Genomic DNA, 26,495 nt, shown 5'->3' with positions numbered 1-26,495 from the left:
GGTCATGTTACACCTGATTATTTGCTGAAAATTCCTTTGAGCACGAACCAAACGTTCGCTGGACGCTCAGCCAAACGACGCATGTTGTAACCAAACCAGTCGTTTCCGTATGGTACGTAAACACGCATTTTATAGCCTTCTTTGGCAATCTCAACCTGAGTTTGCGTACGGATACCGTACAGCATTTGGAACTCGAATTGAGAATTCGGGATATTGTTCTCTTTTACAAATTGCTTGGTAAAGTTAATGATGTTGTCATCATGGCTGGCAATTGCTGTGTAACCGCCGTTTAACAGATGTTGCTTGATCAGTTTTTTATAGTTTTCGTCAACGTCAACCTTGTTCGGGTAAGCCACTTCCGCCGGCTCTTTGTAAGCCCCTTTTACCAGACGCAGTTTGCAGTCTTTCAGCTTCTCTAGGTCATCCGAAGATTTGTAAAGGTATGCTTGAATGACGGTTCCCACGTTATCGTAATCTTTGCGAAGCTCGTCCAGAATCTCCAAGGTAATTTCGTTATGACCGTAGTCCTCCATATCAATACGAACGAAGTTGTTGCCGTATTGTTTGGCTGCATCCAGAATGCGGCGCATGTTTTTCACGCACAGTTCACGACTGATGTCCAAGCCTAGCTGAGTCATTTTCAAAGACAGATTGCAGTCTACGCCAGATGTGTAGATCGCTTCCAGCGTTTTAATACAGTAGTCAGCCGATTCGTTGGCTTCTTCTACGCTGAAAACGAATTCACCCAAGTGGTCAAGTGTACATACCAAGCCTTTTTTATTGAGCGCACGTACATTGCCAATCGCTTCTTGAATGGAAAGACCTGCAACAAAGCGCGCTGCCCCGAAACGAAGCCCCCATTTTTTCGCTGCGCTATTCAAGTATTTGCTTTTGGATAAGAAAAGAAAAAAGTCCCTCATGAGTTGTTCCATCGTCTTATGTCTCCCCTTTATCTAGCTCTATAGCCTTATAATCAAAGCAAGTATCGTGCCAACTAATTTGTCACAACTTCTTCATATTTTGTCGGTAATTATCGCCACACATCGACATATATGTACAATCGGTGTTCAATGATGTACACTTGTGCATATATCATTTTTCACTTCATAGGATGTGACCAGATGAAAACGCTTTTCTCGACAGCCACAACCCTGCACGATTTCTTATTGCCGTTGGATCATGATCCATTACACAAACCAGCTTTAGGTTCAATAGACGTAAATACTACCTTGCACGAGGCAGCTAGTGTCATATGCAGCCAGTCGCCGCTTGCCCTTGAAACTTCGGCTTCTTTGCTTGTAACGGATGAAGCTGGCAAGCCGATCGGACATTTGAACGTTTTTAAGCTCATTGAAGCTCTTCTTGCCATTTCGACCAATCAGGGCGCCTTGCTTGATACCCTGCTCGCCACGATGAGCGAAGCAACTACTGTTGTCGATAAAGATACGACCGTCGTCTTCTGGAATAACGCAGCCGAAAAAATCTACGACCTCGCCAAACACGAAATTGTAGGCACTTCTCTGGATGCTCACTTCGCCAGTGACGCGATTCGGCTCAATGACGCCTTGACACAAGGACAATCCGTTCAGCGGGTCTATCACATTCCTCGCCCCGATTCGCACGTGTTAATTAATTCCGCGCCAATCAGACACGATGGACAGATTATTGGGGCGATTTCCATCGAGCAGGACATTACCGAGCTTGTTCGCCTGCATGAAGAGCTGGCCCATACCACTGCCCACCTGCACAATTTGCAGCAAGAAATGAATCGTTTTCAGGCGGCGGATGACCCGTTCTTTTCGATCAAAGGACACTCAGCAGCTATTCAACAAGCCATTCAATCAGCAAAAAAGGTCGCTCAGACTGACGCAACTGTCCTCTTGTATGGGGAGAGCGGTGTAGGGAAAGAGTTGTTTGCCCAAGCGATTCACCAGTCCAGCCGCAGAGGGGACAAACCGTTTATCGCGATCAATTGTGCCGCGATTCCAGCCGCTCTGTTCGAAAGCGAATTATTTGGCTATCAGGGAGGCGCTTTTACTGGAGCAGAGCGTAAGGGGAAACCCGGAAAGCTGGAGCTTGCTCACGGGGGGACGCTGTTTCTCGATGAAGTGGGAGAATTGCCGCTTGAGCTGCAAGTAAAGCTTTTGCGCGCTTTGCAAGAAAGGCAATTCTATCGTGTTGGCGGTACGGAACCGATTACGGTAAATACTCGGATTATCTCCGCAACCAATCGACATTTGGAGCAGATGATTGCCGAAGGGAAATTCAGAGAGGATCTCTTCTATCGGCTGAATGTCTTTTCACTCGATATCCCTCCTCTTCGCGAACGCAAAGAGGATATCCCTGGACTCGTCCAGATGTTTCTTACTGAATACTCTGCTGCCAACGAGCATCCAGTACCCAGAGTCTCACCTGAGGTCATGCAAGCGATGCACGATTACTCTTGGCCCGGAAACATTAGACAGTTACGCAATATCATTGAGCGGTTATCCATCTTGCAAGAAGGAGGAGTGATTCTCTACGATCATTTGCCACTCTCGATGAAAAGTCATATTCCTCCGATCATGTCGAGGAACACTGCTCACTTGAATGATCACCACGCGTTTCACGATACGGCTCATCCGATTTATGATGAAACACAGGAACAGAAGCGAATCCTGAATGCTCTGGACCGGACGTATGGCAACAAAAAAGCGGCCGCACAACTCCTCGGCATCTCCCGAGGCACTCTTTACAATAAGCTGCGGAAGTATGGGCTTGAGTAAGCGAAAAGACTTTGTCCCTTTTCGCTCTGTGGAAGTTCGCAGAGAAGCATGTTCAGTCCGGTCAGTCATTACGAAAGGAAGTCGCCAAACGCTGCGCGCCCCTAAAGGGGTTGGGTGGCGCCTTTAATTCCTTTCTCCACTCCTTCTCTGGGCATCACTTCCAAGGAGGCTATAATTGACAAAGTCTTTTCTTTAGTGGGCTTGCGCGAAATGAAAAAACTCCAACTACTTCCTAAAGTAGTTGGAGTTATTGATTGTCATAAACTTTTACAATGTCAGCTCTTCCAATTGGCGCTGAAGCAGGTACTTGCGCAATTCATGCAGACTTTTGCCGGTAATATCGACTATTTTACAGCCATGCACGTAGCCATCCTCCTCGCTTACGTGTATGACCTCCAGTTTGGACTCAAGGATTCCCTCTTCTCGCCCGTACAATTCCGCGTAAAACGACACTTGGGATTTGGGAGACAGTTTGTAGTTAGCGCGAAAAGCGATTCCGCCGAGACTCAGGTTAACAACCTCTACTCTCGGGCTATTCTGTCCTTCTTTTGGAGCGATCTCGAGTGGAACTCGTATCCACCCAGCCAGATTCACGTCATAGCGAGGGTATCGACGCCGATGTTCTTTATATTCCAGTATACTGGGTGGATTAAAAATGATCAGCCGCTTCGGTTCACGCGCCAGAGCGATTCCTTCAAATGAGTAAATCTCCGAAAGGTCGCGCGTAATCATGCAGGACACCGGATCACCGACACTAATCTCAACATCTTCCTCGAAACGAGCCTCCACAATATCTCCTTGTTCGTACTTCACGAGCCCTTCAATCATTCTATTCCCACGCTTGATCTGAATGAAATTCTCCATTTTTCCTCCGCCCCCAATTATTTCTGTAAGTTATATACCCTATTTGGCGAAAAAGAATCCTATTTTTTGATAAAAATACGATATAATGAGATCATCGTCTCAAAGGAGGTTTCTTTCAAAATGTCTACCTACAAAATTGTGACACTTTTAATAGCCATTTCTGTTGCCTCAAGCTTGGCGGGGATCGGTGTTGCTATTGGTGAAAATAGTTGGTTTGGCGGGATTGCCTGCGGGCTTATTGCCGTATGTATGATGGGCTTCGGCTTCTCTTATAAGAAAAGACACCATAGTTAACGGCGAACTAACAAGCTATTCAAATAAAATAGGAAAGAAGTGAGTCCACTCGCTTCTCTCAACAATTGCTTGGAAATCGTGTAGATTTGCGGTTGACTGCGATTTACTTTGCGATCAGCCAGATAAAATGCGACCAGTCCTTCCACGATCATCCGGTGAAACTCCGGATTCGGAAGTTGTCCCAACGTCAGTTTGGCTTGTTCGATAAAATACTGTATTCGTGAGAGCGCTTCTTCACTGGAGCGATAGTAGCTGACAAAGTTAAGATCGCCGCCAATACGATCCTCTTCCAGGTCAATTAGATAATCAAGCAAGATATGTAAACCACAAATCCACGGAAAATAAGCGGCATTCAATGCATTCACGTAGTCAGGATCCACCTGCTCATCGGCGGCAAGACAGAAAAGGGCAAAAATACCGATGGTCGATCCTGTTACCGCAGAGAACTCCTGCCATTGAATTTGCGGATAGAGAGGCTTGTACTTCTCCCACCAGTCGAGAAGTTGAGCTTCTCTTTTTTCATGAGCAATATGTTTATACACCTGTAAATCACTATATAAAGTAGAGAGTTCCAACACCTTTGACTGAATCGAAGCGTAGGATGGAAGCTTCTTGATCTGTTCTTGGCAAGCGAGAACCAGCCCTGCCAGATATCCTCCGTCGTCCTTTTCGCTCCGAAACTGATAGTAATCCCGAAGCGGTGCGTCTGGCGTCAAGGCATCCTGCATGGAGTAATGAAGCTGCCTAAAATCGATAGGGTCCATGGAAGTACTGCGGTCACACAAATTATCCAGATAATCACTTATCGTTTGATAGGCAACAATTAAGGGTATCAGCGTATCGACGGCTTGTATCACCTGCGTCGCGTAAACCGATCCACCCTCACAATGAAATCGCTTGGATGTAATACTGGCCAGTGCTTGCTTACGCAGTTCGGGGTCGGGAATTTCCTCGGCCTTTTGCTGCCACATTGCGAGTGCTCTGTCCAATTGGGGCTTTACGTAGCGATACATCCTATAGATGAGTTGCCAAGGATGCCGAATGGGTTTCCCGTTCACGTCCCGTTCCTCCTTTATGTTCATCAACATTGTAGCATAATGAGATGATTCACCGTTAGTTTATCGTCTACCTTCCATTTTCCCCTATTTCATCCAAGGAAACTCCGACCAGTTTATGAATTTTCAACAAACAATGTTTGCAATATTCCGGAAACATGATAAAGACAGGGGTAACCCCCTTGTCTCAATGATTATTCCCTGCTTTTCAAGTGCGTCCAGCCTTCTTCTTGCTCCACAAGCCCAAGCTTCAACAGTCTCCCCATCGCTCGCTTGAACGCTGATTTGCTGACTCCGAACTTTTCCTTCAACACTTCCGGATCGGTACTGTCCGTATACGGCATGGAGCCGCCACGGTCTTTTAGAATTTGCAAAATCCGATTCGCGTCTTCTTCGTATGATACTTCTTTGCGCGCCTTCATGGAGCCATTCAGTCGGCCATCTTCTCGAACGTAACTTACGCGACATTCCACCGTTTGCCCCAGACGAAGCGGTGAAAGCATTTCGTCACGGTGAATAAACAAAATGTGTTCTTCCTCCGTCAGCAAGAACGCCCCTGCTCCGATCAGTTTATAGACTGTTCCCGATACTTTTTTATTCAACATACTCGAGGAAGCTGGCTGGGAAATGCGGAAGATGATCTCTTCATCCGCCAGTTTAGCCAGCATCCGCCCTTGTTTGTCCTTCGTCAGTGTGACCAATAGACTATCTCCTGGTCTTGGCCATTCTTGGCGCAGCTTAGGCAGATCATCGAGAAATAGCAAGAGATCCTTGCCAATCTCATTATGCAAAAAAACACCTAATCGGGCATTCATATCCACAACCTCTAGCCAGCCATATTCCCCTTTACGGACGCTTGGCATTTTCATCGTTGCGGCCAGCCGATTCTCATGGTCATGGTACAAGAAGACTTCAACCTCATCGCCAACCCGCAATGTCTCAGTCGCTTCATTATGGTGTAAAAGAATTTCGTTGTTTCCTAGCTTCAAGAAGTACCCAAACGGTTTTTCATGCGATACAGGCAGTGTCACAACGTCTCCTGCCTGAGGTTCATTCTGTTTGCGAATCAACAAAAATCACTTCCTTATAGATCATGCTATGTATTAGTAGATAGTTTGTACACAATTATACAGAAGATGAGTGGTGTCCGAAACCTTTTGAAAAAAATCAATGGTAAATGCGCAAGTCTATGAACTTGTCTCATACATATGGAGAGAAGGAAGACGCCAAAAGGAGCGAAACAGATGGTAGAATATCTTGAATCAATCATTCTGGGGATTGTGCAGGGATTAACCGAATTTTTGCCGATTTCAAGCACCGGTCACCTCGTGTTGTTCGGCAAATTATTCGGACTTCGCGAAGCAGGCTTGTTGTTCGATACCTTACTTCATCTCGGGACGCTTGTCGCCGTGGTCATCGTATATTGGTCGGAAGTAAAGTACATCGTCACCCATCCGTTCAGCAGACTTACGAAATTGTTAGTCGTCGGAACGATTCCAACCGGTATTATTGGACTTGCCTTTAAGGATTTCTTTGAAGATATTTCACGTACAGGACAGACAATTGGCTTTGAATTTATGGCAACGGGGGTTATTATTTATGCGGTTGAAACCATGCGTCGGGGAAAACGCGGTTTCGAACAGATCAACTATTTGGATGCACTGATTATCGGGACTTTACAAGGCGCTGCCATCCTTCCGGCGATTTCACGATCCGGGTTAACGATTGCCGGGGCCTTGATGCGCAAGATCGATCGCGCGGAAGCGGCCCGCTTCTCCTTCTTGCTGTCGCTCCCTGCGATTCTCGGCGCAACCGCACTTCAAGCCAAGGACCTGTTGGACAATCCGCTGGGGTCTACCCATCTCATGCCGATGTTGGTCGGCACTGTATTTGCGGCTATATTCGGATACATCGCAATTCGTTGGATGATTCGGATGATTAGCGCAGGATCGATGAAGGGCTTTGCTGTTTATGTGTGGGGTCTTGGTTTCATTATTATTTGCTTTCAATTGTTCGGTCTTTGGTAGGAAGAAAAGACTCTCCCATGATACTTTGTTAAAGCTCCCTTGCAGCTTTAATCGAAAGGTTAATAAAAAACGCCTTCTTATTTGTACATTTCTACAAAAAGAATGGCGCTTTTTCATAAATGAAAGTTATTTTAATGTCTTTTTTACAAACAAAATAAAAATTAACAGACTAATAAACCCAGATCCAGCACAAACAATAAATAGCATTTGATATCCCATAAGCTGTGAAACAAATCCTAGAAGAATAGCTCCTAAACCAATCCCTAAATCAAAAGCAGTAAAAAATGTAGCGTTTGCTACTCCTCTTTTCTCTGGTGGAGCTATTCGTAAAGTTGCTACTTGAAGAGCAGGTTGTGCTGATCCGAATCCAATTCCGTACAAAATTGCTGTAAGTACTAGTCCAACAACTCCATTTGTCATTGACAGGACGAATAGTGCGACGATCAGTGTAAAAAGCGCTGGAACAATAATGATCCCTTCTCCATGTTTATCAGATATTTTCCCTGCAAGTGGTCTAATTACGATAAGTGTGACAGCATAAACCAAGAAAAAAGTACCGGCATTCACTTGAATGTTTGCCGCAAAAAGCGGTAAGAAGGTTGTGATGCCACCAAAAGTAAGGGATAGGAAAAATGTAACAATACCGATTGGTAAAACTGTTTTCTCAAAAAATGATATTGGGGTTTTTGCTGTATGTTTAACCACAGGTATTTTTGTGCTAAATGCTAGGATCAATGCCATAATCGCTAATGCTGTGCATAGAAGAAATAGATAGTGAAACGAAAATGATTTGGCTACCCAGAGCCCTATTATTGGTCCTAAAGCCATGCCCAGGGTCATTGCAAGTCCATACCATCCCATTCCTACTCCACGTCGAGATGGTGGAATCACATCAGTCACAGCCGTTCCTATTGAAGTTGTAGCAATTGCCCAGCTGATTCCATGGAGGATACGTAACACCACCAAAAAAATAACGCCTGTTACCCAATCATAAAAATACATCGTAATTACAAAAAATAGTAGTCCGCTGATTATAAATACTCGTCGACCATATCGATCCATTAATCCTCCAACAATAGGACGAAAAATTACCGCCGATATGGTAAACACTCCAATAATAAGGCCAACTTGAGATTCACTTCCGCCTAATTGTTTAATAAACATAGGTAGTGTAGGCATCAGTAAATAAAAACCACTAAATAGTAATAATGCTGTAATGGTCAGCATTATAAAGTTTTTGGTCCATAAACGATCCATTGTCATGTAACCCTTCTTTCTATAGTTTAATCTAGTTGAGAGTGGAAAGTTCGCATCAATTGGGGGCTAATTGCCCAAAAGTAGTGAGAAAAGAGAATAAAAAAGCAGTACCACCGCTATAAAAGTGTTGGTACTGCCATATCGAGTGACAAGCGTTTTGTTAATTAGAACGTACTTGCTACTTTAACGGCTTTTTCAAGCCCATCAGCAATAATTTCTTTTGCTTTATCTGGGAATTGGCTGTGACCTTCAATCACTACTTTCTCTATGTCTTTTACACCGAAGAAGCTCATCATACTTGCAACATATTTAACAGCCATTTCCACTTCGGCTTTTGGTCCTTCAGAATATACACCGCCACTTGCGTTTAATAATGCAATTTTCTTATCTCCAGCAAGACCTACTGGACCTTCTGGCGTATATTTAAATGTTTTGCCCGCACGGTTTAAGTAATCAATGTAGGTGTGAAGTACAGCTGGGATTGTTAGATTCCATAGTGGGAAACCAAATACTACTTTATCAGCCGCAAGGAATTGATCTAAGTATTTATCAGAAACAGCTACAGCCTTTGCTTCTTCTGCCGTTAAATCAAGTCCTCTACTAGCCTTAAATGTACCGTTAATCATATCTACTCCTACATAGGGCAATTCTTCATTGAATAAATCAAGCTCTATCACTGTATCATTTGGATGTGATTCTTTATAACTCGCTAAAAATGCCTCATATAATCTCACACTAACCGCCTGATCTGCTGGACGATTGTTTGCTTTTACAAATAAAACTGTTGTCATTATCTTTTCCTCCTATTACTCACTTATATCCATTTAAGCAAATGCATTTTCTTTCCATAAATAAAGCAATATAGTCAACTTGATTGACCACATTGCTTATAGTACAATGAAATTCAAATAAAGTCAACCTAATTGACTTTATTTGAGGGGGTTTTATGTATGAACCATCAAGTATTTAGTGAATTAGATCTTACATCTCTTTTGTCATTATCTTATAGTACATTGATTTATGAACTACATGACCGATTAAATGAAATGGGATTTGGAGATATTAGACCTGCACATGGTTTTATGTTTAAACTTATCATTCCTAATGGAGCAACCGGTATAGAAATAGCTGAACACTTAGGAATTACAAAGCAAGCTGTGAGTAAAATGGTGGATTTTCTTGAGAAAAGTGGTTATGTAAAGTCCCAAACTCATCCTACTGATAAGAGAGGGAAAATTATTGTTTTGACCGAACGAGGCTGGTCATTAGTGAAAGCAAAAGATGAGATACTAACTGAGATCCAGCAACGTTGGATTGAATACATAGGCGCTGAACGAATGGAAATGCTCAAAGAAGATTTAACAAAATTTGTTTATGAAGCAAATGAAGGAAAATTATCATTAAAGGTAAGACCTGTCTGGTAAAAGCCGAAAGAACGTTCAATTCCACGTTCCGATGGTACAATGAAAAACCCAGTAACCATCAGGCTACTGGGTTTTTGCTACTATCTTGAACTTTTTTTCCTACGGATTTGAGAACAAACAAGACGACTGCCCAGAAGGCTGAGGCCAAAAATGTTGTGGACAACCATGTCGGCGTACCAAGTGAATAATACAAGATCCCATGGGCGACAAATACAACAGCAATCCACAAAAATAAATTAATTCTGCTCATATAGTTCCAAAAAGCACCCATCCGAGTCACCCTCCTTCATCTTAGTGTTAACCAAAAAAAGGAGGTCCTATACTTCCAGCATTTAGGCCGATTGCGATTGTTGGATAAGGAAGCCTGCCTTGAGCAGGATTTCAGCCAGCTCTGGCAGCGGAGTGTGGGCAACTTGTGCAAAAGATTTTTTGGTCCGCAAGTGTGTCGCATGGGGGAAATCCTCTTGCAGTTGTCCGCGAAGCTTGAGGCCACTCTCGTCTTCGTCGGTAAAAATGTAAATCTCTGATGACTCAGGTATTCGGGTCAGGAGTTCTTCAGACTTGTTGGCACTATAAGAGCCGTTCGTGCAAATAATCAGGACTGGCTCCGCGAGTACCAAACGCAGGCGTTCCTTGTCTGTTTTTCCTTCGACAATGATGGTACGTTCACTCATACGATCCTCCCCTTCATCATCCCTTTAGCTTTAGTATACCAGAAGTTTAAAGATCGGTTCCCTTATGATCTTTTTCCTTTTTCGTTAGGATGTGGGGAGAGTAAGCAAGACGCAGAGGCACACACTATTTGTATCTTCTCGGAAAGGGGTTATGTACACAATGAGTAAATGGAAACACGCCGATAGACCGAATTCCAAAGGGTTAGCTGTTGCTGGATTGACCAGCAGTACGGTTGCCGATGATACGCATACGGAAGAAAACCAAGGGTCGAGCAAACAATATCAAGCTTCCTCCAAAGCTAAAACCAAGTAAGCTTAAGCTCCTTGATCAACCGCTTATCCTTTGGCTCTAACCAGCAGCGCCGCTAAAAAGGCAAAGACGAGAGCTGCCGAAATCCCGGCACTGGTTACTTCGAACATTCCGGTGACAATGCCGATCATTCCATGCTGCTCCAGCTCAGACAAAGCACCATGCGTTAAAGCGTTTCCGAAACTGGTAATCGGTACTGAAGCACCGGCTCCAGCAAATTTAACCAGCGGATCATATAACTCGAACCCACCCAAAATAGCACCAGACACCACGAGCGCCGTCATCGTGTGTGCTGGTGTTAATTTTACGACGTCCAACAAAAACTGCCCGATCAAACAAATGGTTCCCCCGACGAGGAATGCCCACAAATAGATCATGCTTCAATCTCCCCTCTCGATGGCTACCGCATGAGCAATACACGGAATGCTTTCACCTTGTTGAAAGGTAAGCGGCGACAATAACGCACCAGTAGCTACGACCAGAATTCTCTTCCACTCCCCTTGCCGCAAACGACGCAGCAGGTGTCCATATGTAACGGTCGCGCAACAACCACAGCCGCTCCCTCCTGACCAGACGCTCGGATTATCTCCGTATATCAACATCCCGCAATCCTCGTAGCGTTCACCAGGAATCGCTACTTGATGCTCCTTGAAAAGAGAAAGCAAAATAGCGTGACCTGTTTTCCCTAAATCTCCGGTGAAGATCATATCGTAATGATTGGGGGGAAGCTGTAAATCCTTAAAATGCGCTTCGATGGTCTGAAAAGCTGCGGGAGCCATAGCCGCACCCATATTAAACGGATCGGTAAGACCCATATCGACAATCTTGCCCATGGTAGCAGCGTTGACGATTACATCCTGACCTTGTCCCAGACCTTCTTTGGCGACAACCGCAGCCCCACCTCCTGTGACTGTCCACTGAGCTGTCGGCGGCTTTTGCGAACCGTATTCAGTCGGATAACGATACTGCTTCTCCGCTGAACTATTGTGACTGCTGGTAGCGGCTACAACATAGTTGGCATTTTGACTGTCGACCAAAACAGAAGCAAGCGCCAAACCCTCCATCGAGGTAGAACAGGCTCCAAAGATACCGATGTACGGAATGCTTAGGGTACGTGCGGCAAAGCTTGAGGAGATGATTTGATTCATCAGGTCTCCCGCAATTAAGTAATCGATCTTGTCCCGCTGCAAATTGGCTTTGGCAATCGCTTTGTCACAGGCTTCTTCCAGCAGGACCTTCTCCGCCTTCTCCCAGCTGTCTTCCCCAATGGTTAAATCACCATGACAGATATCAAAATCATTCGCCAATGGACCTTCGGCTTCGAACGGCCCTCCAATGGCTGCAGACGAGACGATCACTGGTTTACTGGGAAACACCCAAGTCTGGTGCCCTTGTCTCATCTTTATCCCCCCATTTTGATCATTGCTTTAATCAATCCAATAACAAATGCGGCAAGAACCCCAAACACAATGACAGGTCCCGCTATCTTGAACATGTTGCCGCCTACACCTAATACAAAACCTTCACTTTTATGCTCCAACGCCGCCGAAGTTAATGAGTTGGCAAACCCGGTAACCGGAACAGATGACCCAGCTCCGGCCCATTGGCCAAAGCGATCGTATACACCCAAACAGGTTAAAACCACGGACAGGAATATCATGACGGCCACAGTCGGGTTAGAAGCGGTTTTTTCTGTAAAGTGAAAGTAATGAACAAACATTTCTTGAACGGCTTGTCCCAGTACACAGACCAGCCCTCCAACTACAAACGCTCTCACGAAATTCTTGGCAATGGGTCTTGGCGGTTCGTGGCGCTTGGCCAGCTGCTGGTATTGTTGCTGAGTTGGAGTCAGTTTCTTCTTTTTTTGATTAGCCATCCTTCAATCACCTGCATGCTTCATGTCGTGAATCCACCATCTATCGATTTAACAATGGCATTACATTGTCGATTACCTGTTGCAGCTGCCTTGCTTGAACTGAATAGATACTCTTCATGGATTGGCTTTTGGTGGCTAGCGCGTACAGCTCCAGATCGGCTTGGCATTTTTTCAGTGTCACATAGGTCAAAGGCATCTCCATGGATTGCGGCACTTGCAGCTTGTCATCATATAAGTCAAAGTAAACACTGCCAGCGTTATCCACCTGACCCAGAAAGACATTTTCCAGGGCAACCCCAGCCTTCTTGAGCTCAGCATCCAACCAATTCCGATTCAACCCGAGATTAGACAAGGATTCGTCCATCATGACACCATCGATAATAACGGCTTGGGGTTCTTCCGCCGGTGAAACACGAAGGTTCAAATGTTTGGGAGTAACCGGCTGGTTTTCGGCTTTCAAGAGAATTGAAACATCTCCGCTCGTTTCCATTAAGGCAAATTCCACATCCGCTACCCGAAACACGTCTTTCATCCTTAACTGTTCCATGAAGTCCTCGACAGTAATCCGTTCCTTCTTGAGATTGTCCTCCAAGATTTTCCCATCCTTCACCAGAATGGTTGGCCTTCCTTGCACCGCCTCGCGAACCTTTTTACTCTTGAGCGAAAGGAACTCCAATAGAATCGGAATCGCAGCAAATATCCCCATCGATATAAAGCTATGATAGAGCGGGCCATCCATATCGGTTGCCATGAACGCGGCAATATCGCCAATGGAGATTCCCACAATGTATTCAATATACGTAAGCTGACTGATTTGTCGTTTCCCAATCAATTTAGCCAGCACAAATAGCGTGACAAAAGCCAAAACAGAACGGATGAGAATGTTGATCCAATCAGACACAGCAGTTCCTCCTCTTACATCTGACGCCATTCAATAATCATGTATGAAAAGAGAGAGGTCTCCCCCTCTCTATCACACGATTAGAACCCTTTGTATTGTGGTTCTTCCTGCTCTAGTTCAGTTACACGCTGTTGCAGGGTATTACAAATGCTTTGTGTACTCATCGCTGCGCCGGAGTACAAATCCTTCGCCTGTTTGTTTTGCGTATTCAAGGCAAACGACTCCAGGTTGGCTTGCGCACTTTTTAAGCTTGCTAATGTTTGCTTTACTTGTGCAGATACAGTCATGTCCTTCACCTCCTCAACGATAATTATGTTCAACCAAACCAGCTATTTTATGCCTTGGGAATAAATAGAAGCGACATCGCCTTTCTCGCTATTTACATAGGTGCTTGTCTTTTGTTATTCTTTAAAGAAAATTTTATCGATTCAGAAAAAGGAGCATGCCATGGTACCTTCTTTATGGAAAAACCGTTCGTTTGTCGCACTGTGGCTGGCCCAAGTCGCATCCAATATAGGCGACCAGTTCTACAGCATTGCCCTGCTCTGGTATTTGCTCCAACAAACTCACTCCGCATCACTGCTAAGTCTAATCGCTATTCCGGATATGGTGGCGGGATTTTTATTCTATCTTGTTGGCGGGGTTCTCGCCGATCGGTATAGCCCCCGCATGTTAATGATGGGTGCCGATTTGGCTCGCCTCGTGTTGGTTGCTCTTGTTGGAAGCCTGGTTCTTCTCCAATTCAATTCTTTGTTGTTCTTTTTGGCGATTCAATTTTTGGTTGGGATTTTCTCCACCCTGTTTCATCCATCCAAAACCGTCGCTTTGAAATCGCTTATTGCGCCCGAGCACTTGCAACAAGCGAACGCTATACTGGATACCACCTTTCGCACCGTGCGAATTGCCGCTCCAATGACGATTGGTGTGCTTGCAGCTTTTTTGCCGTTGTACTTGCTGTTCTACTTCAACGCGATTACCTACATACTCTCCGCTTTATGCATCTACTATATGAAGTTGACCCATGAGCGAGATCAAGCGCTATCTTCTGTTAAAGGTTTTTCACCCGGGCAATATATGAACGATATCCGTTCAGCTGCTACCGAAGTCCTTACGAATCGTTATTTGTTGTATGTCTTGATTTTTAGCAATATGGGCTTTCTTGTATGGCAGGTCTGCTGGAGTGTAGGTTTTCCTGTCCTGGCGAATCAACTGGGGCATGGCGACGCTGGCTTTCTCGGGATCCTGATCGGCTTCTATGGTGTAGGGAACCTGCTGGGGAGCTTGTTCATGACCAGATTTCGCTATCAGAATCATCTCTTGGTGATGTTGGTTGGATGGTTGTTTCAAGCCGTTGGTTTCATGAGCATCTCTTTCTTTAGCAACCATCTCTATATGGTTTATCTCGGGGCAAGTGTTGCCGGATTGGGTGGCCCGCTAATTGGAATTCCTTCCGTGACCGCAATCCAGTCGTATGTCAGCAATCAAAACATTGGCAAAGTATTTGCCCTTAACATGTTGGTGTTCACCTTGTTTGGCGTACTCTCTAGCAGTATGGGTGCTCTTTGGTTAGGTAAATGGCCCGTTGAACTCATGTTTGGTGTGAGCGGACTTTATCTTCTGCTTTCCATTGTGGTCAGCTATTTTTTGGGCAGACAAGTTTGGAGGAAGAAGCAAGCCCAGTCCTATTTCAGCAGCGGTATATAAAGGCTTCGATTATCCGTTTTCAGTTTCTCTTCTGAAAGCGGGTGATCGAAGCTTTTTATTTATGCTGCCAAAAATTGATGTTAGATTATTTTACACAGAACACCCAAAAACAGTTCACAAACCATTTTTAATGTCATATAATCTAACACATAAAAATACAAGTGTAAGATTACCTTACACAATTAGGAGTGTGGAAGCTATGCTGTATCGTATTCTTTCTTTTGCCGTCCTTTTATGCCTGGCATGCCCTTCAGCTTCATTCGCGGCAGAACCAACGCTCACAGAGATTACGACAGCGGTAGATGCCACATGGGTGATGATAGCGGCCGTGCTTGTCATATTCATGCAAGCGGGCTTTGCTCTACTGGAGACGGGCTCTACGAGAATGAAGAACGCCGGTCACGTTGCGGGCAAGACGATTTTAACATTTGGTATTTGTTCACTGGCCTTTTGGGCACTCGGCTTTGGCCTAACCTTTGGTGATGGAACGTCGCTCATCGGGTTGAAAGGCTTTTTCTTTGACGGAACAGACAAACAAGCCGCGGAAGCATTCAGCTCTCTCTCGTTCAGCTCCATTCCAATCGGCATTAAATTCTTGTTTCAGTTAGGGTTTGTGGGTGTATCCCTAGCGATTGCATGGGGAGGCTTCGCGGAACGGGCCAAATTGACAGTATATTTTGTCTTCGGTGTGTTGTTCACTATTCTGATCTATCCAGTCGTTGGTCACTGGGTTTGGGGTGGCGGCTGGTTAGCCAGTCTAGGCATGCAGGATTTCGCCGGATCTACGGTCGTTCACCTGCAAGGAGCAGTAGCCGCCTTGGCTGCAACGATTCTGTTGAAACCTCGCATTGGTAAATACAATAAAGATGGCAGCTCCAACCTGATTCCTGGACATAATCAGGTTTACTCCGTATTGGGTGTCATTATTTTATGGGTTGGCTGGTTCGGCTTTAACGCCGGTTCGACCCTCGGTTCTCTCTCCGGTTTTTTTGGATATGTGGCTCTAACCACGAATCTCGCCGCCGCAGCCGGTGCGGTTTCCGCACTTGTCATCTCTTGGGTCGTGATGGGAAAAGCCGATATCTCATCGATGCTTAACGGCGTTTTGGCTGCGCTCGTCGCCATCACCGCTTCTTGCGCTTTCGTAGCCCCTTGGGCGGCTGTCGTCATTGGCGCGCTTGCTGGAATTATTACCTTCTTCACCGCCATTTACTTTGATCGCAAAGGTATTGACGATCCTGTATTCGCCTTCTCCGTACACGGTATTGCGGGGATCTGGGGAACTCTTTCGTCAGGACTGTTTGCTACACCAGAATTAGTGGCCAAAGTCGGGGTAGGCTCGCCGGGACTCTTCTACGGCGGCGGATTTCATCAGTTGGGCATTCAAACGTTAGGTGTTTTCGGAGCGTTTATTTACGTCTTCTTCGTTTCTATGATTATTCTTGGTTTCATGAAGGCAACAATGGGTCTTCGTGTCACAGAAGAAGAAGAGGTTGTCGGCCTTGATTTGTCTGAGCACGGTAGCTACGGATATCCCGAGCTGCTTTATACAACTAACCATTCAGCTTATTGCGAGGAAGGTGCCGAGGAAGGTGCCGAGGTATCTGGACGCAAGGCCTTATTGAAGCGGGCTATCCGCCGTGTGAAGGTAACGTGATGGCATTAAACCTACGCTGGCGCAAAACGAGATCTACCAAAAATTCCGAATTCTCTATTCGATTGAATAAAAATTCATTTTGTCATAAAAATTCCATGATTATAACGCCTACCCTCATTGATATTTGTCACACCGACGTGTAAAATGACCATAATTTAACATTTAAACCTCCGGACTGCGTTTTGTCCGGATTATTACTTTTTCCATGCTAATCATTTTAGGGGGTGGGAAGGTATTGATAAATCTAAATCAAAGGGCAGCAGCAGAGGCGAGTAAAGTAGAGAGAAGAGATATTCCTTGCAACTTACCATCGATAGAAGAATTCATGCAAGGTACGCTCGAGGCGACAAGCAAACTCGTCATTCATTCGGATGTTCATGAGGCTGTTTCGAAAGCGTTAGATATTCTGGGAACCACGATGAGAGTGGATTCCATATGTATTTTTGAAAATGACAATCACCCGGATCCCGTGCAGATTCTAGCCAATCTTCGCTACACTTGGCAAAAGCACTTAAGCAGCCCGCCTCTCTCTCATTTCAATTATAATGACGCAGGATTGATGCGCTGGTTTGAAACTCTCTCCAATCATACGGTTATCCATAGCTTGGTTGAGGATCTCCCTAATTGCGAGCAAGCCTTTCTACATTCACAAGGAATTGTCTCGATACTTATCGCCCCCTTTGCCGTTCAAGGGAAGTGGAGAGGATTTATCGGGTTTTTTGATTGCAAGTTGAACCGGCAATGGTCGCCAATGGAACTAAACGCCTTGAAGACCGTAGCCACAGCGATTGGCGGAGCATTCCATCGAATGAGGGAAGAGAGTCAATTGCAACAATCTTCCGAAGAATGCCGTACACTTACAACAGCTCTTACCTTTATTTCTACAGGCGTGGTGATCACGAACCCACGTCTGCCGGATAACCCAATCATATTCGTCAACCAAGCATTTACAAAGCTTACAGGATATACAGAAGATGAAGTTAAGTATCGCAATCCCCGCTTCTTGAACGGCAAGCGAACGGATCCTGACACGCTTCGCCAAATTCGTGAAGCAATCACCGAGCGAAAATCTATTAAAACAGAACTCTGTAATTATACCAAGAATGGCACTCTATTCTGGAACGAGATCGATATAAGCCCGATCTTGAATGAACAGGGAGAAGCACTTTACTACGTTGGTCTGTTGTCCGACATTACAGAGCGGCGCCAAAAAATTGAACAACTGAATTTATATGCCAAAGTTGTGGAGAATACGCAACAAGGAGTAATCATTACGGACAAGCTGGCCAAAATTATTTGGGGCAATGAAGCTTTCTCCTTGACGACAGGCTATACGCTTGAAGAAGTAATGGGCAGAAATCCGCGAATCTTTCAGTCCGGGCTGCACCATGGATCTTTTTATAAAACCATGTGGCAAACGATTCAACAGACAGGGCAATGGCAGGGAGAAATCTGGAATCGACGAAAAAACGGCGAAGCGTATGCGGAGTGGTTGAATATTACGCGAATTCAAGGCGAGGAAGGAGAAGTCACAAACTACGTTGCTGTTTTTTCGGATATAACAGAACGAAAACGATTCGAGCAAGAGCTTCGTGAAGCGAACGAGAAGCTGAGACTCCTCTCTTCCGTCGATGGTCTTACGGAAATCGCCAATCGCCGTTTTTTTGATGAGTTGTACCAGCGGGAGTGGACTCGCGCAATGCGAAATTCTTTGCCGCTGTCACTGATTATGATCGATATTGATTATTTTAAAGCGTTTAATGATACTTACGGGCATCAGGAAGGTGATGAATGCCTCAAGCTTGTTGCGCAAACCTTGGCGGCTACCATCAAACGCTCCAATGACCTGGTCGCTCGTTACGGTGGCGAAGAATTCGTGATTATCTTGCCGCAGACAGACCTGGAGGGTGCTGCAACTGTCGCCCGAAAGCTGCGCGAACAAATTCAAGCCTTGCGAATTACTCACATGTACTCGAAGAGCAGTCAATATGTCAGTATCAGTTTGGGCGTTGCCTGTACCCACCCGGCTCTCTCATCCCATCCAGAAGAGCTGATTCGAATGGCCGATCAGGCACTCTATCGAGCGAAACGAGAGGGCGGGAACCGAGTCACCCTAATGAAGATGTAACATTCCTTTGCACAGGAGTACCAGCGACTCGCGTATTTCGGCCAAGGATTGTTGCTCACATCGGTACCGATTGCGAATAACCGTAAAGCCGACCATGCCAAACATCGACGACGCTAGCGTGTGAATATCGACTTCAGATGAGATATGTCCTTCTTCTTGTAATGTTTTGAGATATTTTTCATTGTTAGCAAAATACTCACTTAACAGGGTGCGGATAATCTCATCTCGCTGTTGATTGCCAGTCGTCATGTTGAGCAGCAATAGACACAGATCTTCCTCTTCGTAGAAAAAACGAATATGCTCATCCAGAACAGCGAGTAAGCGTTCTCTTATTGTATGAGAGTGATCCTGCATCACTTTTGTGATCCGCTCGATCAACATACCCACGCCTTTTTTATTCACATAGTAGAATAACTCTTCCTTCGTCTTAAAGTGATAGTAAAGCGTACCTTTGGCCACATTTGCCATTTCGGCGATAGAATCCATAGTCGTTTCACTATAACCGTACTGAGCGAATGCCCGAAGCGCGTGTTTGGCGATGTGATCCTTCTTAGAGATACGAATAAGCCCGTCCCCCTGTCATCTAACTAATAAGGTCATTATGCCATAAAACCCTTTTCATTAGCGAATCGGCTCAATCATCCTGAATAAAATAAGCCCCTCAGACGCGCGCACGCATCTGAGGGGCTTATTTTTATTCATTTGACGCAATAAATGAACTGCGAACCCTGCCCCAGAACGGATGCTTTTTATAGCGCGCAAACTTCACTTTCTCCATTCCCACACGACAGATAATCGTTTGGACTTGCTGCCAAATGGCATGATTACGATCCAATCCAATCATGATCTCGGGATTCATGACGATAAACTCCAGTTCATGGTGTTTCGGAAGAACAAGGGAGCTGTTGATCGTACGATACATCCGATTATTGATTGAGGCAATTTCAGAGAGCTGAATCGCTTCAATGGATGGATGAATGATCGCACCATCCACCGCTTTATTGTATGCCGTACTACCGGAAGGCGAGCAAACGATTAAACCGTCCCCGCGAAATGTCTCGAATTCCTCTCCGTTGATAAACACACTCACGACCAACGTGGAGAGAGTCGCATTCCGAATAACGACCTCGTTTAGAGCCCAATAGGTAGAATACTGCCCGTCCGTCAAATGGATTCGACATTGCACCGTTGGATATTCGGCAATAAACGGTTGAACAGTTTCCAAGGCATAGACGAAATCATCCAATTCCTCTGGTCGCCAATCGGCGTAGAAACCCAGGTGTCCTGTATGAATTCCCACATATTTGGGATCGAGACCGTATTGATGGACGGCTTCCAGCAGCGTTCCATCTCCTCCAATGGATAAAACCAGGTCAGGAGTTTCCGCTTCATTTTGAACAAAATAATAGCTTTGTCGACTGCTGTTCATTAATTTCTCTTTTAATTGTTGTTCTACTTGTCTCGAATAATCATCATTGCGCAATACGGTCGCAATCTTCATCGCGGTAAACCTCTCCATCCTGTGGTAATACTCCGATCTCATCAGTATACCATAATTGGTTTGTCAGGGTTACCCGTCTGCACTTCCCCCTTGTTTCTGACATATGTAAATGGAAAAAGGAAAGGAGGTGTGTTTATTCCTTATCTCATCCGAATTTCGCTCTCTTCTAGACGGTTGTCTCTATACCAGAACGGGAATCTAATTAGGAACTATCCGGTGGGTGTCGGGAAGATCGCTACTCAAACCCCGTCAGGCGATTTCCACATCATAAGCAAAGTCCCCTATCCGTTCAGTTATCCCGGAGGAAAGCTCAGTGCGTTCGGAACCATGTGGATGGGATTGAGCAAACCGCATTACGGCATTCACGGCACCAACAATCCCGCTTCCATTGGCCATTTCGTCTCCCACGGATGTATCCGCCTGTATAATCAGGACGTCAATGAATTGGCTCGACTTGTTCCGATTGGGACTCCAGTGCAAATTCGGCCGACGTAAGGGGACGGTCGGATCGATTTGGCAGGACAGCCGTATATCCATTAATGAAAAAGAAGGGTGACAGCGGGATTAACCGCTCTCACCCTTCCGCACTTCAGAAGATGACCTCCAGCTCGATTAAACGAAGAACCTCTTCCGCTTGGGCAATCCATTGTGGTTCAATGCTCGCGTCGTTATCAACAGGTTCCTGAAATTGATTCATTAGTGGCGCAATCACTTGGCTGCCCATATAACCAATATCCGGATCATTGCCTGTCCGATACACATGTTTGAGGACGAACGGGCGACCGAATTCGACTCTAGCCTCGCGATTGTCTAGCTCACCCTCACGTACGGCAATAGGGAGCCGCAAGAATACCTGTCCTGCGTCATCCAGCTTCCGATCAAAATACCCGCCATCGTATTCCCAGTTGGCCAGCACAAACCCCTCGGATTCCAGTTGATCCATAAGATCGCCGTACGTCCCTTGCTTGCCTTCCAAACTGCTTGCAACAGCCTGCATGCGCATCCCTGCCTTTCCCCATCTCGTCCATATTTTGCTTCAAAAGACAGGAATGTACTCAGGCTTTAATCTTCGTCTTTATAATCGTAGCTTTCGGGAATCGGCTCAAATTTATCCAACTCTTCAAACTCCCGCAGCTTCCTCACTTGTTCCATATGGTGATCAAATTGTTGCCGATTGATCATGTACTCTTCACCGTTGTGGATAGCGCGAATTCGTCCTTCCTTGATTTTTTCCAATATAAACGCTTCAGGAAGCTGAAGATATTCGGCTGTTTCTTTCACAGTTAAGTACATACGTCATCCCTTACTTTGTATTTAGTCGCGCTTCCAAAACCTTACGTTGTTCTTCGTAGCCCGGTTTGCCCAACAACGCGAACATATTGGCTTTGTAAGCTTCTACACCCGGTTGGTCAAACGGATTGACACCGAGCAAATAACCGCTAAGACCACATGCTTTTTCAAAGAAATAAATCAATGCGCCAAGATAATAAGCGGACATTTCCGGAATGCTAATCACCAGATTCGGTACGCCTCCGTCTACGTGCGCAAGTAATGTTCCTTCGAACGCCTTCTTATTCACGAAATCCATTCCCTTGCCAGCAAGAAAATTGAGCCCGTCAATGTTTGCAGGGTCTTCGCTAATGATGATATCTTTTTGTGATTGGTCGACGAACAACACCGTTTCGAAGATGTTGCGCATCCCATCTTGAATGTATTGTCCCATAGAATGCAGGTCTGCAGAGAATTCGACAGAGGCAGGGAAAATTCCTTTACCATCCTTCCCTTCCGATTCTCCGTACAGTTGTTTCCACCACTCGGAGAAATAGCGGAACTGCGGTTCATAGCTAACTAAAAGCTCCGTCGTTTTACCTTTGCGATAAAGCGCGTTGCGGATCGCCGCGTATTGATAGCACGCGTTATTCTCAAGTTCTGGGGTAGCGAACTGTTCACGCGCGTCAGCTGCGCCTTTCATCAGGTCATCGATGTTGGCCCCACTCACCGCGATCGGAAGAAGACCCACCGCTGTTAGTACTGAATAGCGGCCTCCCACGTCATCCGGAATGACGAAGCTCTCGTAGCCTTCCTCCATTGAAAGCTTGTGCAGAGCACCGCGCGCTTTGTCTGTAGTTGCGTAAATCCGACCTTTCGCTTCTTCCTTACCATACTTCTTCTCTAAGTATTCACGGAAAATACGGAATGCGACTGCTGGTTCTGTAGTCGTTCCCGATTTGGATATAACGTTCACGGAAATCTCCTTGCCTTCGATCACGTCAAGCAAGTGAGAAATATAAGTCGGGCTTATGGTATTCCCCACGAAGTAAATCTCCGGAGTTTTGCGTTTGTCTTTGGACAAGCCGTTATAAAAGGTATGTCCCAGCATGTCAAGAACAGCCTTGGCCCCCAAATAGGATCCACCAATCCCGATGACCAGCAATACATCCGAATCAGATTGAATCTTCGCTGCCGCTTTTTTAATCCGCGCAAATTCCTCTTGATCGTACGCAACCGGCAAATCCACCCAGCCCAAAAAGTCATTGCCTGGTCCGGTCTTCTCGTGAAGCATTTCATGCGCCACTTTCACATACGGACTTAAATTTTCCCACTCGTGCGGTTTCACAAACGAAAGTACGTTGCTGGTATCTAAGCGAATCATTCTTAACGCCTCCATTTTATCCTTCAGTTCTATTCTTTATTTTACCATGGACATAATTTGTCTGCATGGGACAATTCGAGTCCAACGAGTATTTCCCCCTATAACCATCCCCCATTCCATGAGAAATCATACCGCCAGCCTCCTATTTTTCCAAATGTAACCTAACGCGATCTGAATCGTATTACTTTTTAGATATATAGAAAGGAGTTTTGATATGCGTAAACGATGGTGGGTAGTGTTGACAGCTGGAGTAGCTGCCGTAGGAATTGGCGGCTTTTTATTTTTGACCTCCTCGTCTTCAAAAGGTGTACCGGTTCAGGTTGCGGCTGTAACCAAAGGGGAACTAAAAAATCTTGTCTTAACTTCGGGACAAATAAAAGTACAGAAGGATACGACGTTGTACGCGCAAAGCAACGGTACACTACGGAATTTTCAGCTGCAAGAAGGCGATCAAGTGAGAGCGGGTCAAGTCGTCGGAATCATTGATATGTCGGATATGGACAGTAAAATCCTAGACTTGGAAGCTCAAATCCAATTGCAAGAAGCCAACCTGTCCAAAGCTCAAAAAGGGATTGAGCCCGAAGAGTTGTCCCAGTTTCAAGAAAGGGTGAATCAATCCGAACGGGATTATCAAACAGCCTTGAATGAATTCAAGCGCACGGAGCAATTGTATCAGTCTTCCGCAATTACAAAGCAAGAATTGGATAAGGGTCATGACTCTCTTTTAAAAGCCGAGTCGGATCTGGAAATCTCCAAACAAAATCTGGCTCTTAAGAAGAAGGGTGTCGCGAAAGAAGAAGTTCAAACCTACCTAGCGACGATCCACAAGCTTCAAGTGGAAAAAGGCGAACTGGAAAAAGACCGCGTACATCGAAACCTGATCGCTCCAGCCGAAGGATCGGTTTTATCAACCTATGTAAAAAACGGACAATCGTTGTCTAAAGGAAACGAAGTCATTCTGATCGGCGATGTAAGCAATCTGGTTGTCGAGGCAGATGTAGATGAATCAGATGTACATAAAATCAAGCTGGGTCAAGTTGCGACAATCCAAGGAAGCTCGCTGGGAAAAGAGGTCGTGAAGGCCAAAGTGACACGGATTGCCCCTACTTCGACAACGAAAAAAGATAGTCAAACCGATAAAAATCGTGTAGTTGTTACCCTTGAGCTTATTGAAAAATCCAGCGTGCTCAAACCTGGGTTCCATGTAGACGTCAATATCGAGGTTGAAAAAGCAGCGAATACCCTTCAGGTTCCGATTGAAGCGGTACAACAGGCGGATGACGGTTCCTCCTATGTCTGGGTAACGAAAAACGGAACGGCTACCAAGCAAAAAATTGAACCCGGAATTGAGAATGAGTTGTTTATGCAAATCAAAAGTGGCGTTAACCTTGCCGATAAAGTGATTCTAAATCCGCCGGAGCATCTAAAAGCAAACGATCCTGTCTATGAATCTAACCTTCCTTCGATGCCTTCGGAAGCGAAATAGGAGGAGGGATTTCATGCTTAGAGTGGAGGAAATCAGCAAAGTTTTTCGTACAGGGGGCACAGAGTTGCACGCCCTGCAAAATGTTTCACTATCCGTAGAATCTGGGGAATTCGTCGCCATCATGGGTTCGTCCGGTTCCGGCAAATCAACCTTTATGAACATGCTGGGCTGTTTGGATCGACCCACTTCAGGTCATTACTTTTTGGATGGAATCGATGTCACTTCGCTAAATGAAAATCAATTATCGCAGGTTCGCAATCAGAAAATCGGCTTTATTTTTCAATCCTTCAATCTGCTTCCTCGGGTGACTGCCTTGCGAAATGTTGAATTGCCGATGTTATATGCCGGGCTTAATGGAAACGAACGCAAAAAAAGAGCAGTGGACGCATTAACTCAGGTTGGATTGCAGCATCGCCTGGAGCATAAACCCAACCAATTATCAGGTGGACAAAAACAGCGGGTAGCCATTGCGCGCTCACTCGTTAATCAGCCCGCCATTCTGCTTGCGGATGAGCCGACTGGTAATCTGGATAGCCGTTCTAGTCTGGAAATCATGGCGATTTTCCAAAAACTCCATCAACAAGGAGTGACGATTCTCTTGGTGACTCACGAACCTGACATAGCTCAGTATGCCGAAAGGATTGTAACATTTAGAGACGGAAGGGTAATCGCTGATGAGCCCGTACACGATCGCCTAATCGCTTCTATTTCTCAGGAGGTGGCAGATTGTGAACTGGATTGAGTCCTTACGTATTGCATTTGACGGAGTTTGGTCGAATAAGCTTCGGTCCGGGCTGACTATGCTGGGGATAATCATCGGGATCGCTTCCGTCATCACCGTAATTACCCTAGGCCAAGGCGGACAACAAGCAATCTTGAGTCAAATGGAAAAAATGGGTGCCAATATCTTTAGCGTCTATACCGCTTACGATTCTCAAGAGGAGCAGAAGGATTACGATCTGACCATTGAGGATGCCGAAACTCTCGGCAAAATCAGTCCGTATATTGAGCATATCGTTCCATTGAGTAATGCAATGCCAACCTTTCACGGCCCAAAGAAAAGTATGAAAGCATCTCTCACTGGTACGGGGGCAGACTTCTTGTCCATTCAAGCCAATATTCACGTTACGAAAGGGAGATTCTTTAACGAGGCAGATGATAAAGAAGGGCGTTCTGTAGTAGTTCTTGATGAGAATCTGGCGAAAGAGCTTTTTGGTAAGCAAAACCCCATTGGGCAAAGGATGAAGATTAGTCAAACTTCCTTCGTTATCATTGGACTGACCAAGGAGGATAAATTCGTCTTTGATCACAGTCGTGGGACTGGTTATATTCCTACTCGCGCCTTTTTATCCTTATATAAAGACATGAAAATGGTTCCTTCTCTTATGGGGAAAGCCACTTCCAAGGAAACCTTGGAGGACGCGATGCGACAATCCAAGCAATTCCTCAATCGCAAACATGACCATAAGGATTTCTACTCGACATATAGTATGGAACAGAGTGTAGAATCAGTGAACCAAGTGACAGGCATTCTAACCATTGTCTTTAGTATTATCGCCGGAATCTCCTTGCTTGTCGGCGGGATTGGCGTAATGAACATCATGCTGGTCTCGGTCACTGAACGAACCAGGGAAATCGGCATTCGCAAGGCATTAGGTGCCAGACGTAAAGATATCCTGATTCAGTTTTTGATCGAATCCCTGCTTGTCTGCCTGATTGGCGGAGCGGTTGGGGTTGCGATTGGACTAGCCAGTGGTGCCGCCATCTCCTACTTTGCAAAGCTTCCTCCATTGATTTCGTGGAGCAGTGTACTGATTGCTTTTGGATTCTCCAGTGCCATCGGTATCTTCTTCGGGCTATATCCCGCGAACAAAGCGGCGAAGCTGGATCCGATTGAAGCGCTTCGCTATGAATAACAG

31 protein-coding genes are annotated in these 26,495 nt (G+C 45.4%); 13 read left to right on the top strand and 18 right to left on the bottom strand.

Going from position 1 to position 26,495, the window contains the following annotated elements; genetic code table 11:
• Positions 1–17 precede the first annotated feature (17 nt).
• Entirely contained in the window at positions 18–932 is a 915-nt protein-coding gene (locus ACQCN2_RS18525) for a proline dehydrogenase family protein (RefSeq protein WP_426930422.1), read from the bottom strand.
• Between the two features lie 189 nt (positions 933–1,121).
• On the opposite strand from ACQCN2_RS18525, the gene ACQCN2_RS18520 reads away from it, so the two are divergent.
• Positions 1,122–2,765 carry a sigma-54 interaction domain-containing protein gene (locus tag ACQCN2_RS18520; protein WP_426930421.1) on the top strand — a complete coding sequence of 548 codons (1,644 nt, stop codon included), beginning with the start codon at positions 1,122–1,124 and terminating at the stop codon, positions 2,763–2,765.
• A 267-nt stretch (positions 2,766–3,032) separates the two neighbouring features.
• On the opposite strand, the gene ACQCN2_RS18515 is transcribed toward ACQCN2_RS18520, so the two are convergent.
• Positions 3,033–3,629 (bottom strand): PilZ domain-containing protein, encoded by a 597-nt coding sequence (locus tag ACQCN2_RS18515; protein WP_426930420.1) that lies wholly within the window; start codon positions 3,627–3,629, stop codon positions 3,033–3,035.
• Between the two features lie 120 nt (positions 3,630–3,749).
• Here ACQCN2_RS18515 and ACQCN2_RS18510 point away from each other — a divergent pair, with 120 nt between their 5' ends.
• The gene (locus ACQCN2_RS18510; RefSeq protein WP_426930419.1) at positions 3,750–3,923 is read left to right on the top strand and encodes a DUF5325 family protein; all 174 of its coding nucleotides are present in this window, start codon (positions 3,750–3,752) and stop codon (positions 3,921–3,923) included.
• Here ACQCN2_RS18510 and ACQCN2_RS18505 read toward each other — a convergent pair.
• Complete coding sequence (locus ACQCN2_RS18505; protein ID WP_426930418.1) at positions 3,920–5,005, bottom strand: tetraprenyl-beta-curcumene synthase family protein; 1,086 nt, start codon at positions 5,003–5,005, stop codon at positions 3,920–3,922. The genes ACQCN2_RS18510 and ACQCN2_RS18505 overlap by 4 nt on opposite strands.
• Before the next feature lie 167 nt (positions 5,006–5,172).
• Entirely contained in the window at positions 5,173–6,048 is an 876-nt protein-coding gene (locus ACQCN2_RS18500; protein WP_426930417.1) for a CvfB family protein, read from the bottom strand.
• A 174-nt stretch (positions 6,049–6,222) separates the two neighbouring features.
• Between ACQCN2_RS18500 and ACQCN2_RS18495 the strand changes: the two genes are divergently transcribed.
• The gene (locus tag ACQCN2_RS18495) at positions 6,223–7,005 is read left to right on the top strand and encodes an undecaprenyl-diphosphate phosphatase (protein WP_426930416.1); all 783 of its coding nucleotides are present in this window, start codon (positions 6,223–6,225) and stop codon (positions 7,003–7,005) included.
• 126 nt (positions 7,006–7,131) lie between these two features.
• On the opposite strand, the gene ACQCN2_RS18490 is transcribed toward ACQCN2_RS18495, so the two are convergent.
• Positions 7,132–8,262 (bottom strand): MFS transporter, encoded by a 1,131-nt coding sequence (locus tag ACQCN2_RS18490; protein ID WP_426930494.1) that lies wholly within the window; start codon positions 8,260–8,262, stop codon positions 7,132–7,134.
• A gap of 164 nt (positions 8,263–8,426) precedes the next feature.
• The gene (locus ACQCN2_RS18485; protein WP_426930415.1) at positions 8,427–9,053 is read right to left on the bottom strand and encodes an FMN-dependent NADH-azoreductase; all 627 of its coding nucleotides are present in this window, start codon (positions 9,051–9,053) and stop codon (positions 8,427–8,429) included.
• 159 nt (positions 9,054–9,212) lie between these two features.
• On the opposite strand from ACQCN2_RS18485, the gene ACQCN2_RS18480 reads away from it, so the two are divergent.
• A complete protein-coding gene (locus ACQCN2_RS18480) occupies positions 9,213–9,686 on the top strand; it encodes a MarR family winged helix-turn-helix transcriptional regulator (RefSeq protein ID WP_426930414.1) in 474 nt (157 codons plus the stop codon).
• A 58-nt stretch (positions 9,687–9,744) separates the two neighbouring features.
• On the opposite strand, the gene ACQCN2_RS18475 is transcribed toward ACQCN2_RS18480, so the two are convergent.
• The gene (locus tag ACQCN2_RS18475; protein WP_426930413.1) at positions 9,745–9,957 is read right to left on the bottom strand and encodes a hypothetical protein; all 213 of its coding nucleotides are present in this window, start codon (positions 9,955–9,957) and stop codon (positions 9,745–9,747) included.
• Between the two features lie 61 nt (positions 9,958–10,018).
• Positions 10,019–10,360, bottom strand: coding sequence for a toprim domain-containing protein (locus ACQCN2_RS18470; RefSeq protein ID WP_426930412.1), 342 nt, complete (start codon positions 10,358–10,360; stop codon positions 10,019–10,021).
• Positions 10,361–10,520: 160 nt separating this feature from the next.
• Here ACQCN2_RS18470 and ACQCN2_RS18465 point away from each other — a divergent pair, with 160 nt between their 5' ends.
• Entirely contained in the window at positions 10,521–10,673 is a 153-nt protein-coding gene (locus tag ACQCN2_RS18465; protein WP_426930411.1) for a hypothetical protein, read from the top strand.
• Between the two features lie 23 nt (positions 10,674–10,696).
• On the opposite strand, the gene spoVAE is transcribed toward ACQCN2_RS18465, so the two are convergent.
• The 5 genes from spoVAE to ACQCN2_RS18440 all read right to left on the bottom strand — a co-directional run bounded on the left by spoVAE (position 10,697) and on the right by ACQCN2_RS18440 (position 13,734).
• Entirely contained in the window at positions 10,697–11,047 is a 351-nt protein-coding gene (gene spoVAE / locus ACQCN2_RS18460) for a stage V sporulation protein AE (protein ID WP_426930410.1), read from the bottom strand.
• Positions 11,048–11,050: 3 nt separating this feature from the next.
• The gene (gene spoVAD, locus ACQCN2_RS18455; RefSeq protein WP_426930409.1) at positions 11,051–12,070 is read right to left on the bottom strand and encodes a stage V sporulation protein AD; all 1,020 of its coding nucleotides are present in this window, start codon (positions 12,068–12,070) and stop codon (positions 11,051–11,053) included.
• Positions 12,071–12,072: 2 nt separating this feature from the next.
• Positions 12,073–12,546, bottom strand: a complete 474-nt coding sequence (spoVAC, locus tag ACQCN2_RS18450) for a stage V sporulation protein AC (RefSeq protein WP_426930408.1) — start codon at positions 12,544–12,546, stop codon at positions 12,073–12,075.
• Between the two features lie 40 nt (positions 12,547–12,586).
• Positions 12,587–13,447 carry a DUF421 domain-containing protein gene (locus ACQCN2_RS18445; protein ID WP_426930407.1) on the bottom strand — a complete coding sequence of 287 codons (861 nt, stop codon included), beginning with the start codon at positions 13,445–13,447 and terminating at the stop codon, positions 12,587–12,589.
• Between the two features lie 80 nt (positions 13,448–13,527).
• On the bottom strand, positions 13,528–13,734 hold the full coding sequence (locus ACQCN2_RS18440) for a DUF1657 domain-containing protein (RefSeq protein WP_426930406.1): 207 nt from the start codon (positions 13,732–13,734) through the stop codon (positions 13,528–13,530).
• Between the two features lie 160 nt (positions 13,735–13,894).
• On the opposite strand from ACQCN2_RS18440, the gene ACQCN2_RS18435 reads away from it, so the two are divergent.
• From ACQCN2_RS18435 to ACQCN2_RS18420, 4 genes are all read left to right on the top strand, one after another.
• Positions 13,895–15,151, top strand: coding sequence for an MFS transporter (locus ACQCN2_RS18435; RefSeq protein WP_426930405.1), 1,257 nt, complete (start codon positions 13,895–13,897; stop codon positions 15,149–15,151).
• A gap of 199 nt (positions 15,152–15,350) precedes the next feature.
• Positions 15,351–16,808 (top strand): ammonium transporter, encoded by a 1,458-nt coding sequence (locus ACQCN2_RS18430; protein WP_426930404.1) that lies wholly within the window; start codon positions 15,351–15,353, stop codon positions 16,806–16,808.
• Positions 16,808–16,951: a hypothetical protein gene (locus ACQCN2_RS18425; RefSeq protein ID WP_426930403.1), complete on the top strand. Its 144-nt coding sequence runs from the start codon at positions 16,808–16,810 to the stop codon at positions 16,949–16,951. Before ACQCN2_RS18430 ends, ACQCN2_RS18425 begins: the two co-directional genes overlap by 1 nt.
• Positions 16,952–17,043: 92 nt before the next feature.
• A complete protein-coding gene (locus ACQCN2_RS18420) occupies positions 17,044–18,936 on the top strand; it encodes a sensor domain-containing diguanylate cyclase (RefSeq protein WP_426930402.1) in 1,893 nt (630 codons plus the stop codon).
• Here ACQCN2_RS18420 and ACQCN2_RS18415 read toward each other — a convergent pair.
• Together ACQCN2_RS18415 and ACQCN2_RS18410 are read right to left on the bottom strand one after the other, a co-directional pair.
• Entirely contained in the window at positions 18,922–19,476 is a 555-nt protein-coding gene (locus tag ACQCN2_RS18415; protein WP_426930493.1) for a TetR/AcrR family transcriptional regulator, read from the bottom strand. The two genes, ACQCN2_RS18420 and ACQCN2_RS18415, sit on opposite strands and share 15 nt — an antisense overlap.
• 154 nt (positions 19,477–19,630) lie before the next feature.
• The gene (locus ACQCN2_RS18410) at positions 19,631–20,437 is read right to left on the bottom strand and encodes an NAD kinase (protein ID WP_426930401.1); all 807 of its coding nucleotides are present in this window, start codon (positions 20,435–20,437) and stop codon (positions 19,631–19,633) included.
• A 135-nt stretch (positions 20,438–20,572) separates the two neighbouring features.
• On the opposite strand from ACQCN2_RS18410, the gene ACQCN2_RS18405 reads away from it, so the two are divergent.
• Positions 20,573–20,932, top strand: coding sequence for a L,D-transpeptidase (locus ACQCN2_RS18405; RefSeq protein ID WP_426930492.1), 360 nt, complete (start codon positions 20,573–20,575; stop codon positions 20,930–20,932).
• A gap of 94 nt (positions 20,933–21,026) precedes the next feature.
• Here ACQCN2_RS18405 and ACQCN2_RS18400 read toward each other — a convergent pair whose 3' ends face one another.
• Genes ACQCN2_RS18400 through ACQCN2_RS18390 form a run of 3 tightly spaced genes read right to left on the bottom strand, consistent with a single transcriptional unit; the run spans position 21,027 to position 23,090 of the window.
• Positions 21,027–21,440, bottom strand: coding sequence for a YugN family protein (locus tag ACQCN2_RS18400; protein ID WP_426930400.1), 414 nt, complete (start codon positions 21,438–21,440; stop codon positions 21,027–21,029).
• 59 nt (positions 21,441–21,499) lie between these two features.
• Positions 21,500–21,730: an excisionase family DNA-binding protein gene (locus tag ACQCN2_RS18395; protein ID WP_426930399.1), complete on the bottom strand. Its 231-nt coding sequence runs from the start codon at positions 21,728–21,730 to the stop codon at positions 21,500–21,502.
• A 10-nt stretch (positions 21,731–21,740) separates the two neighbouring features.
• On the bottom strand, positions 21,741–23,090 hold the full coding sequence (locus tag ACQCN2_RS18390) for a glucose-6-phosphate isomerase (protein WP_426930398.1): 1,350 nt from the start codon (positions 23,088–23,090) through the stop codon (positions 21,741–21,743).
• Positions 23,091–23,304: 214 nt separating this feature from the next.
• Between ACQCN2_RS18390 and ACQCN2_RS18385 the strand changes: the two genes are divergently transcribed.
• From ACQCN2_RS18385 to ACQCN2_RS18375, 3 genes are read left to right on the top strand one after another with little or no spacing between them, the layout of a single operon-like run.
• Positions 23,305–24,576 carry an efflux RND transporter periplasmic adaptor subunit gene (locus ACQCN2_RS18385; RefSeq protein WP_426930397.1) on the top strand — a complete coding sequence of 424 codons (1,272 nt, stop codon included), beginning with the start codon at positions 23,305–23,307 and terminating at the stop codon, positions 24,574–24,576.
• Between the two features lie 13 nt (positions 24,577–24,589).
• The gene (locus ACQCN2_RS18380; RefSeq protein WP_426930396.1) at positions 24,590–25,318 is read left to right on the top strand and encodes an ABC transporter ATP-binding protein; all 729 of its coding nucleotides are present in this window, start codon (positions 24,590–24,592) and stop codon (positions 25,316–25,318) included.
• Positions 25,305–26,492, top strand: a complete 1,188-nt coding sequence (locus ACQCN2_RS18375; RefSeq protein WP_426930395.1) for an ABC transporter permease — start codon at positions 25,305–25,307, stop codon at positions 26,490–26,492. Before ACQCN2_RS18380 ends, ACQCN2_RS18375 begins: the two co-directional genes overlap by 14 nt.
• Positions 26,493–26,495 lie beyond the last annotated feature (3 nt).

The organism is Brevibacillus ginsengisoli (assembly GCF_050113715.1).
GTDB lineage: Bacteria > Bacillota > Bacilli > Brevibacillales > Brevibacillaceae > Brevibacillus_H > Brevibacillus_H ginsengisoli.
This window is presented reverse-complemented; position numbering and strand designations above follow the sequence as displayed.

Coding starts and splice junctions, on each gene's coding strand:
- ACQCN2_RS18495 (WP_426930416.1), top strand. CDS start 6,223: ATGGTAGAATATCTTGAATCAATCATTCTGGGGATTGTGCAGGGATTA.
- ACQCN2_RS18400 (WP_426930400.1), bottom strand. CDS start 21,440: ATGCGCATGCAGGCTGTTGCAAGCAGTTTGGAAGGCAAGCAAGGGACG.
- spoVAD (WP_426930409.1), bottom strand. CDS start 12,070: ATGAGACAAGGGCACCAGACTTGGGTGTTTCCCAGTAAACCAGTGATC.
- ACQCN2_RS18465 (WP_426930411.1), top strand. CDS start 10,521: ATGAGTAAATGGAAACACGCCGATAGACCGAATTCCAAAGGGTTAGCT.
- ACQCN2_RS18390 (WP_426930398.1), bottom strand. CDS start 23,090: ATGATTCGCTTAGATACCAGCAACGTACTTTCGTTTGTGAAACCGCAC.
- ACQCN2_RS18490 (WP_426930494.1), bottom strand. CDS start 8,262: ATGGATCGTTTATGGACCAAAAACTTTATAATGCTGACCATTACAGCA.
- ACQCN2_RS18470 (WP_426930412.1), bottom strand. CDS start 10,360: ATGAGTGAACGTACCATCATTGTCGAAGGAAAAACAGACAAGGAACGC.
- ACQCN2_RS18435 (WP_426930405.1), top strand. CDS start 13,895: ATGGTACCTTCTTTATGGAAAAACCGTTCGTTTGTCGCACTGTGGCTG.
- ACQCN2_RS18510 (WP_426930419.1), top strand. CDS start 3,750: ATGTCTACCTACAAAATTGTGACACTTTTAATAGCCATTTCTGTTGCC.
- ACQCN2_RS18385 (WP_426930397.1), top strand. CDS start 23,305: ATGCGTAAACGATGGTGGGTAGTGTTGACAGCTGGAGTAGCTGCCGTA.
- ACQCN2_RS18425 (WP_426930403.1), top strand. CDS start 16,808: ATGGCATTAAACCTACGCTGGCGCAAAACGAGATCTACCAAAAATTCC.
- ACQCN2_RS18395 (WP_426930399.1), bottom strand. CDS start 21,730: ATGTACTTAACTGTGAAAGAAACAGCCGAATATCTTCAGCTTCCTGAA.
- ACQCN2_RS18380 (WP_426930396.1), top strand. CDS start 24,590: ATGCTTAGAGTGGAGGAAATCAGCAAAGTTTTTCGTACAGGGGGCACA.
- spoVAE (WP_426930410.1), bottom strand. CDS start 11,047: ATGATCTATTTGTGGGCATTCCTCGTCGGGGGAACCATTTGTTTGATC.
- ACQCN2_RS18515 (WP_426930420.1), bottom strand. CDS start 3,629: ATGGAGAATTTCATTCAGATCAAGCGTGGGAATAGAATGATTGAAGGG.
- ACQCN2_RS18480 (WP_426930414.1), top strand. CDS start 9,213: ATGAACCATCAAGTATTTAGTGAATTAGATCTTACATCTCTTTTGTCA.
- spoVAC (WP_426930408.1), bottom strand. CDS start 12,546: ATGGCTAATCAAAAAAAGAAGAAACTGACTCCAACTCAGCAACAATAC.
- ACQCN2_RS18410 (WP_426930401.1), bottom strand. CDS start 20,437: ATGAAGATTGCGACCGTATTGCGCAATGATGATTATTCGAGACAAGTA.
- ACQCN2_RS18485 (WP_426930415.1), bottom strand. CDS start 9,053: ATGACAACAGTTTTATTTGTAAAAGCAAACAATCGTCCAGCAGATCAG.
- ACQCN2_RS18520 (WP_426930421.1), top strand. CDS start 1,122: ATGAAAACGCTTTTCTCGACAGCCACAACCCTGCACGATTTCTTATTG.
- ACQCN2_RS18440 (WP_426930406.1), bottom strand. CDS start 13,734: ATGACTGTATCTGCACAAGTAAAGCAAACATTAGCAAGCTTAAAAAGT.
- ACQCN2_RS18475 (WP_426930413.1), bottom strand. CDS start 9,957: ATGGGTGCTTTTTGGAACTATATGAGCAGAATTAATTTATTTTTGTGG.
- ACQCN2_RS18525 (WP_426930422.1), bottom strand. CDS start 932: ATGGAACAACTCATGAGGGACTTTTTTCTTTTCTTATCCAAAAGCAAA.
- ACQCN2_RS18505 (WP_426930418.1), bottom strand. CDS start 5,005: ATGAACATAAAGGAGGAACGGGACGTGAACGGGAAACCCATTCGGCAT.
- ACQCN2_RS18430 (WP_426930404.1), top strand. CDS start 15,351: ATGCTGTATCGTATTCTTTCTTTTGCCGTCCTTTTATGCCTGGCATGC.